The sequence below is a fragment of the Flavivirga algicola genome (assembly GCF_012910715.1).
Classification (GTDB): Bacteria; Bacteroidota; Bacteroidia; order Flavobacteriales; family Flavobacteriaceae; genus Flavivirga; species Flavivirga algicola.
Genome location: NZ_JABBHF010000011.1, coordinates 203,145 through 212,550 on the forward strand (window position 1 = coordinate 203,145; position 9,406 = coordinate 212,550).

The 9,406-nt window shown below is 33.4% G+C and carries 12 protein-coding genes and 1 tRNA gene; 8 read left to right on the forward strand and 5 right to left on the reverse strand.

What is annotated here, in order from left to right; genetic code table 11:
* Positions 1 to 10: 10 nt before the first annotated feature.
* From HHX25_RS17760 to HHX25_RS17780, 5 genes are all read left to right on the forward strand, one after another.
* Entirely contained in the window at positions 11 to 613 is a 603-nt protein-coding gene (locus HHX25_RS17760; protein WP_169676265.1) for an imm11 family protein, read from the forward strand.
* Positions 614 to 1,003: 390 nt separating this feature from the next.
* Positions 1,004 to 1,396, forward strand: a complete 393-nt coding sequence (locus HHX25_RS17765) for a hypothetical protein (RefSeq protein WP_169676267.1) — start codon at positions 1,004 to 1,006, stop codon at positions 1,394 to 1,396.
* 113 nt (positions 1,397 to 1,509) lie between these two features.
* Positions 1,510 to 2,151 (forward strand): HAD family hydrolase, encoded by a 642-nt coding sequence (locus HHX25_RS17770; protein WP_169676269.1) that lies wholly within the window; start codon positions 1,510 to 1,512, stop codon positions 2,149 to 2,151.
* Between the two features lie 146 nt (positions 2,152 to 2,297).
* Positions 2,298 to 2,786 carry an AAA family ATPase gene (locus HHX25_RS17775; protein WP_169676271.1) on the forward strand — a complete coding sequence of 163 codons (489 nt, stop codon included), beginning with the start codon at positions 2,298 to 2,300 and terminating at the stop codon, positions 2,784 to 2,786.
* Between the two features lie 4 nt (positions 2,787 to 2,790).
* The gene (locus tag HHX25_RS17780; RefSeq protein ID WP_169676273.1) at positions 2,791 to 3,219 is read left to right on the forward strand and encodes an SRPBCC domain-containing protein; all 429 of its coding nucleotides are present in this window, start codon (positions 2,791 to 2,793) and stop codon (positions 3,217 to 3,219) included.
* Positions 3,220 to 3,288: 69 nt separating this feature from the next.
* Here HHX25_RS17780 and HHX25_RS17785 read toward each other — a convergent pair whose 3' ends face one another.
* The 4 genes from HHX25_RS17785 to HHX25_RS17800 all read right to left on the reverse strand — a co-directional run bounded on the left by HHX25_RS17785 (position 3,289) and on the right by HHX25_RS17800 (position 7,648).
* Complete coding sequence (locus tag HHX25_RS17785) at positions 3,289 to 3,795, reverse strand: hypothetical protein (protein WP_240964567.1); 507 nt, start codon at positions 3,793 to 3,795, stop codon at positions 3,289 to 3,291.
* A gap of 65 nt (positions 3,796 to 3,860) precedes the next feature.
* Positions 3,861 to 5,015 (reverse strand): GNAT family N-acetyltransferase, encoded by a 1,155-nt coding sequence (locus tag HHX25_RS17790; RefSeq protein ID WP_169676275.1) that lies wholly within the window; start codon positions 5,013 to 5,015, stop codon positions 3,861 to 3,863.
* Between the two features lie 72 nt (positions 5,016 to 5,087).
* On the reverse strand, positions 5,088 to 5,573 hold the full coding sequence (locus HHX25_RS17795; protein ID WP_169676277.1) for a DUF1761 domain-containing protein: 486 nt from the start codon (positions 5,571 to 5,573) through the stop codon (positions 5,088 to 5,090).
* A gap of 77 nt (positions 5,574 to 5,650) precedes the next feature.
* Positions 5,651 to 7,648 (reverse strand): glutamine--tRNA ligase/YqeY domain fusion protein, encoded by a 1,998-nt coding sequence (locus tag HHX25_RS17800; protein ID WP_169676280.1) that lies wholly within the window; start codon positions 7,646 to 7,648, stop codon positions 5,651 to 5,653.
* 180 nt (positions 7,649 to 7,828) lie between these two features.
* Here HHX25_RS17800 and HHX25_RS17805 point away from each other — a divergent pair, with 180 nt between their 5' ends.
* The 3 genes from HHX25_RS17805 (at position 7,829) to HHX25_RS17815 (ending at position 8,589) form a co-directional block, all read left to right on the forward strand.
* Entirely contained in the window at positions 7,829 to 8,038 is a 210-nt protein-coding gene (locus HHX25_RS17805) for a zinc ribbon domain-containing protein (protein ID WP_169676282.1), read from the forward strand.
* The gene (gene folB / locus HHX25_RS17810) at positions 8,038 to 8,406 is read left to right on the forward strand and encodes a dihydroneopterin aldolase (protein ID WP_169676284.1); all 369 of its coding nucleotides are present in this window, start codon (positions 8,038 to 8,040) and stop codon (positions 8,404 to 8,406) included. Before HHX25_RS17805 ends, folB begins: the two co-directional genes overlap by 1 nt.
* Before the next feature lie 112 nt (positions 8,407 to 8,518).
* Positions 8,519 to 8,589, forward strand: a tRNA-Cys gene (locus HHX25_RS17815).
* A 254-nt stretch (positions 8,590 to 8,843) separates the two neighbouring features.
* On the opposite strand, the gene HHX25_RS17820 is transcribed toward HHX25_RS17815, so the two are convergent.
* Positions 8,844 to 9,406: BspA family leucine-rich repeat surface protein (locus HHX25_RS17820; RefSeq protein ID WP_169676286.1), on the reverse strand; the 563-nt coding region annotated here is incomplete at its 5' end.

Sequence of the window (9,406 nt, forward strand, 5' to 3'; positions counted from 1 at the left end):
AATAATTGTTATGGAAAAAACAACTACAAAATATTATGCTTTTTTTTCCACAGATCATGGTGATGGAGCCATGCTATCTGCTGTACCAGGAGATGGGCCTACAGCCAATAAGTATAAAAAAACGAGCTCCTTAAAAAGTGTTTTTCCACCGCTGGAAAATGCTGTTATGATTTTCGACTCTAATTTCACAAAAAACACCAAATTGTATGATATCATAGATTGTCTTGATACTGTTTTAGTTATAAACAAAAAAGTAAAAGAAGTCTTCAAAAGAGAGGGAATTACCGGTGAATTTCTTCAAGTAAGAATTTGGGACCATAATGATGCCTTTGTATCTGATGACTACTATATCTTTAACAATTTAGAAGCGGTTGAATTTATTGATATGGAAAAATCACATGTAGCAATGAACCCACTATGGCCGGATCGTGTAAAACGCATATTAAAATTAGTTGTTCGAGACGACGTGACCGTAAATTCAAAGATTTTTTGCCCCACTAACATGAAAGGTCAATTATTCATAACAGAAGAACTTAGAGACCGTTTGATAAAAGAAGAAATCACTGGCTTTCATACATACCAAGCAGACGGGTGGGACGGTTTTTGTATCTAAAAAATTTATACCACCTATAAAAATGAAAATTTGTCACGCAAACAGAACTAATTAAACGAGATACCCAAAAAACAGAGCCATGCCCATCAAGGAGATGTCCTGGCTCTAGCTATCAACACAAAAAATTATTTTGTTGGCCTCAATACAGCGTTCTATATTTTCAATAATTATAATGGCTGGAATTAATTTCCTATGGTTAAGATGTATGTCAGGGATTTGAAGTTTGGTTTAAGCCAGAAAATGGAGGCAAGAAAAAGAAATTACATCATCAAAGGTTAGATGCGATAAACCTAGATAACTTTTATTGTTTCAACAAGATATTAAGTAGAATCTCCAAACGACCTGTAACAATTTACGAGCTTGATCGTCATCTATTGAAAGAAATAATTTATGTTAGGAATCACAAAATTAAGATTATATCTCTTACGGGGCATGTATTTGTTTATATCATTGGGGCTGGCCTTGACTATTTGGCCTGAAATAATTGCCCCTTACCAAAGGCTAGCCAATGAAGATTCGGTCATTCAATCATTATTAGGAGCATTAGCATTGCTTACAGTAATAGGGGTTCGGTATCCTTTAAAAATGCTTCCTGTTTTAATTTTTGAGTTGATTTGGAAATTGATTTGGATATTCGGTTTTGCATTGCCAACCTGGATGAATACGGACTTGGACATATACGCTGAAGAAACGTTTTTTGCATGCTTAATAGGAGTGGTACTGGTTCCGATAACTGTTCCTTGGCGCTATGTATACAAACGCTACATAAAAGCCAAAGCATAATATTAATTTTCTCCTTCCTAATACAATTTAATTATTCTATTAGCTCCCTTTAGGTTTATTAGGTGTGTTGTATATTTGGGCATATATTCCATTGTTATAGCACATTTAAAAAAATGAAATATAGAACTCTTATTTTAGATTTTGATGGCACATTGGCCGATACCAAAGAAAGTATTATACAAACGATGGGATTTGTGGCAAATCGTCTAAATATCAAAGACTTTGATGAAAATCTCATAGAAAGTTTGATAGGATTGCCACTAAAAACGACTTTCGAGAAAGCTTTTTTACTTGATGATACACTGATTCAAGAAGCCATATTGATTTATCGCAAATATTACAATGAAATCGCTATAGATACCATTTCTCTTTTTGAAAATGTAAAAGATACTTTGTTTGATTTTCATCAAAAAGGAATGAATTTAACAGTTGCATCAAGTAAAGGAAAAACTGCATTAATTAAGATTCTTAAAAAACAAAATATCTATGACCTATTTTCGTTTGTAGGTGGTGAAGAGGATGCAAAAAACAAAAAACCTTCACCAGACATTGTCAACCTCATAATAGATAAACACAACTATCAACCAAATGAATGTTTAGTTGTCGGCGATACAATTTTTGACATTGAAATGGGACAAAGAGCGAATGTGGATACCTGTGGTGTCACATACGGAAATAACACTAGAGAAAAATTAGAACAACAAAAACCCAATTATATCATTAATAGTTTTAAGAATTTAACTGAAATCACGTAAGTAAAACACATGCCACAACAACGGTTGTAATTGCTTTTCTCACCTATTTCTGAAAATATAGGCGGGTTCGGGTGTGCCTTAAAAGGTCAAGTCTTTACACGCGCAAATACTCATAGCCTGACTGTAGGCAATCATTAAAAAACGAAATGATACACTTAATAGTAGGAAATACAAGAGCTGGTAAAACCACTTACTCAATGGAATTGAAAAGAAAAACAAACGGCATTGTTTTTTCAATTGACAAATGGAATAAAACATTATTTCTTGATGACAAAAAAGAGAATGACGGATTGGAATGGTTTCTCGAAAGAATTGATAGGGCGGAAAAAATGATAATGGAATTAGTTCAACAATTGGAAAACTCAAATATCGATTCTATACTCGACTTAGGCCTATCAAAATATGAGCATCGTGAAAAATTCAGAAAGTTTGCAAATTTGAATGATTATGAATTAAAAACACATTTTTTAAATATTCCAAAAGACATTCGATTACATAGAGTCATGAAAAGAAACACAGAAAAAGGAAACACTTTTGAATTCGAGGTTAGCAAAGAACATTTTGATTTTATGGAAAAATGGTTCGAAAAACCAACAGAAAAAGAAATGATAGGAGGGATAATTATCAAAAAATAAACATATGTATTCAATTACAAAGTCGATTACTATTGATACCACAAAAGAAAAATTATGGAAGGCTCTTGTAACTCCTGAAATTATTGAACAGTATTTAATGGGGGCTCAAGTCTCATCAGATTGGAAGGTTGGTAGTAAAATAGAGTATCGAGGGGAATTTAATGGCATTCCATTCTGCGATGAAGGAACAATCGACTTATTAGATATTGAGAAGGAATATAAATACTCGTATTGGAGTGCTAATCATGGAACAATAAAGTCAAAAGAAAACTTTGTTTCAATTTCATACAAAATTGAGAATAAAAAAACCCATGTGAATTTAGTAGTAAATCAAACTAACTACAAATCAAAAAAGATTGCAGATGGTATGAATCAAATTTGGGATTTTATTTTGGACAACCTAAAAAAAGTCTTAGAGACCAAAAATGAATAGCAAAATACTTGCACTGTATATATAGCTGTAATAGTTAAAGATTTAATCTAGTAAAAAGTATTTTTAAACCTACAACTTTTTATACTTAGGCTGTTCTTCCTTTTTATCTACACCTTCTTTTTTATCGCCACCGATCGTACCTGGAAATGCTAAAGCAGTGCTTGCAAATGACGTTCCAAAATTAACATGTGCATGATAAACCTGACTAACGGCATCCTTAACCTGATGCTCCGATAATTCTTTTAACGGGTGGATAAATACAGACCACAAAATACCATCTGAAACGGCATATTTAACATCCAGAGCGGTATGAAAATTTGCAACCAAAGCTGCTTTTATGAGTTCGTCGCTCAAACTTTTAGAATCTGCAATTGGAGATATAATTCGCATTCTATTATGATTAGTATCTGTAATAGATACCATCGGAATTTCTTTTATAAAAAATTGCCACGCACCAGGGTTTCCCTGAATGGAATCGCTAACCGATGTATAGATATCCTGAAGTTTTTCATTGGTCATGTTTTGAGAAAAAGCACAAAGCGGAAAAAGCGATACAAGAAAAAGCCATTTTTTCATAAAAGTCTATAATTTATTAATAAGTCGAAAGTACGATTAAAAACTTAATCAAACTTCACAATTTATTATCTAAAAGGATGGCGCTCCTTCCAATTTCGTTTGGGATTCATTAAAGCAAATATTTCTCGTAAGATACTGTTAACGAATCTATTTGTATGTTTTATATATACTGCCATAGCCTTTGGTTTGGCTCCAACAGAACTTTTAATTTCCATAGCAGTTCTTGCATAAATAATAGAAGAAAACCTATTATCAATACCATATTTCACCATTTCGTATAACATGTTTAAATACAGTTGTTTTGAATATTGATACTCAATATCGTAACCTAAAAAATAAGTTTCTAAGTTTTTGTTATTTAATATTAAAGTAAAAAACCCAACAAGTTTATCATCTAAATAATACCCAAAAACCCTAAAGTTTTCTTTTAAATAGAACTTTAAACTATAAAAATGATTTTCTGGGAGCAAGAATGTGTTAAACTTGGCATTGTTGGAAACATTCGAATAAAGATCATACAGTTTATTCGCATTACTTTTAACGGTTTCCATATCTAGTTCTCGGCACTCCATAACTCCCAGCTTCTTTTTTGCCCGTCTGTAACGGGTTCGGTATTTCTTATTCATACTGGCAATATAATCATCAATAACCTGCCATTCAGGCCATATTTTCATAATCATATTTGGTTGTACGGCTACTTTGTATAGTTTACGGGAATTAAATAAAGATGATTCACTGTGAATGGTATCATCCAAAAAATAATCCTTAAACATCATGGCACGAATTTTCTTGTTTTGCTTTTCTTTTATTTCTTTTGTAATGTCTTCTAAAGCACTAAATATAGATTCTAGGTATACAGATTGAGATATGCTTTCCTTGCTGAAATACACTCCATGTTGACCAGTGTGCGTTAAGTTACCAACAACCAAAATGTTTCCTTTTAATATTTTCGAAACTATGCCTTTTAAAAGTTTTCTCAGGTAAGAGGCTTGTGTTTTCCTGAACATATCTTTTAAATACAACTGCACACGCTGTATTATAGCAATACCAACTAAAAGATTGTCTTTAAAAACACCTACATAAAAAAGTTGAATATTATCTGGAGAAGCTTCCTCTAAAGCTTTTAGATAATCGACTTGTAAAAAAATATCATGTTTTACAAGGGTATTCCAGCCTTCAGGAAGGCTGTTAGCAGAATAATAAATATGAAATGTTTTCAATAGAAAATAAAAGAGACTGAAAATTACAATTTTCAGTCTCCAAATATGTTAAAACTTTACAAAATGATTATTTTATTTCCAGCCACAAATAATAGCTCCCATAACCCCCATCGTTACAATCCAATAACCGCTATTAATAAAAATATATTTGGCTCCTTTCCTTTCAAATAAGGCATTTGTCCCTAAAATTGGCAGCGCAATAAACACCCCAGCTATAACTCCATGAAGTGCCCCATGTTTAAAAGTTCTAAAAGCTTCTCCGTAATCATTCATAAATGCAGTATAAGAAGGCAAAGCGGTTGATGGATCTCCTCCAACCATACTATTAGCACCTGCTTGATGAATAGTCATTGGTAATAAAGCAAAGGCTAATAGGAATGCAAAAATAAAAGCCAGAATAAAAATCTTAGCCATATTTCCGCCTTTTACCTGTTCATCAGTCATACCCGCTGCTTGCATCCAAGCATTTCCAAATACTTTTGGGTTGTACCAAATAAATCCGACAACTAACGCCGAAACTGCAGCAACAATAATTGCTGGGAAGTTTACTAAATCCATAATATTTTAGTTAATGTTAGAATATAAATATATAAAAATTATAACATCAATATCATATTTTTAATGCTTTTTAAACATCATATAACCTCAGCCTCAGCCACTAACAGTTTATTTTTATCTTCTAAAGCTCTAGCTACAAAGTTGTTTATATCGTCATTTTTGTCCAGTCCGTGTTCCAAAAGTACACCCAAAGTAAGCACTACTGCAATTCGGGTTCCTACTTTTTTAACAGCTGTATTAAATAAGGGCTGCAACTCTTCGTAAGTCACATTTTTAGCGAGTTCCTGAATTTCAGCTTTTATTTTTTGTTGCTTTATTTCTGGTAAGTTTGTATACTTTTTTCCTAGCTGTTGAATAACATCAATTGCTTTTCGTTTTGGTTGTGGTGTGTTATTTTGTTGCTTTTTATTTGAATTATTTTGAACAGGTTTCTTTTTGGCCCAAGAATCGCGCAAACCAACCGTTTTATTAAATATGATGTTTTCTGTAGTCGAATCATTATCCACATTAAAATAACCCAAACGTTGAAATTGAAATCGGTCTCCAATTTTAGCATCTTTTAAACTAGGTTCAACAAAAGCCTGAATCACTTTTAAAGAATTCGGGTTTATAAAGTCCATAAAGCCTTTGTCCTGATGACTGTCTGGTGCCTCATCCATAAACAAACGATCGTATTCTCTAACCTCAGCTTTTATTGCATGTTTAATGGACACCCAATGCAATGTTCCTTTTACTTTTTTAGAGGTGTCTTCAGAATAAGTACAGTGAATCTCAGTGATACGGCCATCAGCGTCTTTCTTAACACTTTCAGCTTTAATTATATAGGCATTTTTAAGACGTACTTCACCCCCCAGTTTCAATCTAAAAAATTTGTTGCCAGCTTCTTCTTTAAAGTCTTCTTTTTCAATATATAACTCACGAGAAAATGGTACTTTTCTAGATCCTGCACTTGCATCTTCCTGATTGTTTTCTGCATCCAACCATTCTTCTTTATCTTCTGGATAATTGGTAATAACCAGTTTTACAGGATTTAAAACGGCCATAACTCGTGGTGCTGTTTTATTTAAGTCTTCACGAATACAGAATTCCAGAAGCGATACATCAATGACATTATCCCGTTTAGCAACCCCAGCAGTCTCCACAAATTTTCTAAGCGCATTTGGAGTATAACCACGACGGCGTAATCCCGAAATGGTTGGCATACGCGGGTCGTCCCAACCACTTACAATACCATCATTAACCAATTGAAGCAACTTGCGCTTACTCATAATGGTATAACTTAAGTTTAAACGTGCAAACTCGCGTTGCTTGGGTCTTATTTGTTTTGGGTCTACAACTTGATCTAAAAACCAATCGTAAAGCTCCCTGTGAGGCTTAAATTCTAAAGAACATAACGAATGTGATATTTGCTCGATGTAATCACTTTCTCCATGTGTCCAATCGTACATAGGGTAAATACACCAATTGTTTGCTGTTCTATGATGGTGCCTTTTTAAAATACGATACATAATGGGGTCTCTCATGAGCATATTTGGATGCTGCATATCTATTTTAGCACGAAGTATATGTGAACCCTCTTCGAATTCTCCGTTTTTCATACGTTCAAATAAATCTAAATTTTCAGCAACGCTTCTATCTCTATATGGCCCATCAATCCCTGGTTGTGTAGGCGTCCCTTTTTGTTCTGCCATGGCTTCACTAGATTGTGAATCCACATATGCTTTTCCTTCTTTTATAAAAACTAGGGCCCAGTCGTACAGTTGTTGAAAGTAATCTGAGGAAAATAATTCCTTATCCCATTTATAACCTAACCAAGCAACATCCTCTTTAATAGCATCAACATATTCCTGCTCTTCTTTTGCTGGGTTTGTATCGTCAAAACGAAGGTTAACAGGGGCATTATATTTTTCGCCTAAACCAAAACTAATACCTATGGCTTTTGTATGGCCAATGTGCAAGTAACCGTTTGGTTCTGGGGGAAATCTAAAACGTAAATTCTCTTTAGACATTCCATTAGTTAAGTCTTCTTCTATAATTTGCTCAATGAAATTGAGTGATTTTCTTTCTTCAGACATTATTTTCTGATTTATTTCAACTAAATAAGCTTCAAAATTACGGAAATTCGAGTTATTTTAGCCCAATACTAGGAACATTTGAGAATACATTTACCCATAATATATTTAAGAAACGTAACAAACTTTTAATTACCAAGACTTATACGGTATATGGTATTAAACTTCATAAATACATAACGAATGGAAAATTTGAATTACGAATGTCCGAAGTGTCATAACAAAAGGTATAAAATAGGTCAAATGAGGGCAACTGGAGGAACGCTTTCTAAGATTTTTGATGTACAAAATCAGAAATTTACCTCTGTAACGTGCCAACGATGTACTTATACAGAGTTTTACAAAACCAAAACCAGTGCATTAAGTAACGTTTTTGATTTCTTTACAAATTAATGGGGATTATAAAAGTTGAAAATATTCGGGTATTTGCCTACCATGGTTGTCTTAAAGAAGAAACCAAAATAGGCAGTGATTATCGTGTAGATTTAGAAGTTAAGGCTGATTTGCAAAACTCGGCTAAGACAGATAGGTTGTCGGACACCGTCGATTATGTTTTTTTAAACAGGATTATTAAAGAAGAAATGGAAATTCCTTCCTATTTGCTTGAAACGGTAGCGCGGCGTATACTTAACAGAATCTTTAATGAAGACCAGCTTGTAAAAAAAGCTACGGTATGGGTAAGTAAATTAAACCCACCTATTGGAGGGGATGTTGAAAGAGTAACGATAAAAATGACCGATAAGCGTAAAAAGTCATTTTAAGTAAGGAAAAGTTATATTTTTTTTTACATTTGTACCCGATTCCCGATGACTCTTTGGGAATACCAATTTTAAAGGTTTATCAATAGATTTTTTGATAGCTTTTTTTCAAATTGGCGTCGTGGCCGAGTGGCTAGGCAGAGGTCTGCAAAACCTTCTACAGCGGTTCGAATCCGCTCGACGCCTCAAAAAAACCTTCAAGTTTTCTTGGAGGTTTTTTTATGGAACATTTTCTAAAAAAATTAATGTAAAAAATTCTCCAACCCTGAAAGTTGGAGAGAACCTTCAATTTAATTCTTAATACATTATTTTGTAGAGGTACTTCTATCCAGTCCTTATTTTAAGTAAACATGCCTTCCATATTAGTCACACTAGTCATACCATAAGTACTCATCTTGATCAAAATTTATGGGGCCATAAAACAAAACATTAAACCCATATTAGTCAGATTCCCAATTACTAAGATCTTGGTTAAAACTTGTAGCTTGATAAAACATGCTTTCCATATTGGTCACCTTAGCCACATTCCAATTACCAATATCTTGATTAAAACTTGTAGCTTGATTAAACATGTCTTCCATATTGGTCACCTTAGCCACATTCCAATCACCAATATCTTGATTAAAACTTCTAGCTCTATAAAACATGTAACTCATATCAGTCACGTTAGCCACATTCCAATTACCAATATCTTGATTAAAACTTGTAGCTTGATTAAACATGCCATACATATCAGTCACCTTAGCCACATTCCAATTATCAATATCTTGATTAAAATCTGTAGCTTGATAAAACATGCCTACCATATTGGTCACCTTAGCCACATTCCAATTACCAATAGCTTGATTAAAACTTATAGCTCCATAAAACATAGCTTCCATATTGGTCACCTTAGCGACATTCCAATCACCAATATCTTGATTAAAATTTGAAGCTACAGCAAACATGTAGCTCATATCTGTCACGTTAGATAGATCTGGACGGTCTGTTGCGTTTCCTATTA

Bases quoted from the DNA above. Each gene is read 5' to 3' on its own strand.
- HHX25_RS17795 (WP_169676277.1), bottom strand. From the start codon at position 5,573: ATGGATTTAGTAAACTTCCCAGCAATTATTGTTGCTGCAGTTTCGGCG.
- HHX25_RS17785 (WP_240964567.1), bottom strand. From the start codon at position 3,795: ATGAAAAAATGGCTTTTTCTTGTATCGCTTTTTCCGCTTTGTGCTTTT.
- HHX25_RS17765 (WP_169676267.1), top strand. From the start codon at position 1,004: ATGTTAGGAATCACAAAATTAAGATTATATCTCTTACGGGGCATGTAT.
- folB (WP_169676284.1), top strand. From the start codon at position 8,038: ATGGGGATTATAAAAGTTGAAAATATTCGGGTATTTGCCTACCATGGT.
- HHX25_RS17775 (WP_169676271.1), top strand. From the start codon at position 2,298: ATGATACACTTAATAGTAGGAAATACAAGAGCTGGTAAAACCACTTAC.
- HHX25_RS17800 (WP_169676280.1), bottom strand. From the start codon at position 7,648: ATGTCTGAAGAAAGAAAATCACTCAATTTCATTGAGCAAATTATAGAA.
- HHX25_RS17770 (WP_169676269.1), top strand. From the start codon at position 1,510: ATGAAATATAGAACTCTTATTTTAGATTTTGATGGCACATTGGCCGAT.
- HHX25_RS17760 (WP_169676265.1), top strand. From the start codon at position 11: ATGGAAAAAACAACTACAAAATATTATGCTTTTTTTTCCACAGATCAT.
- HHX25_RS17780 (WP_169676273.1), top strand. From the start codon at position 2,791: ATGTATTCAATTACAAAGTCGATTACTATTGATACCACAAAAGAAAAA.
- HHX25_RS17805 (WP_169676282.1), top strand. From the start codon at position 7,829: ATGGAAAATTTGAATTACGAATGTCCGAAGTGTCATAACAAAAGGTAT.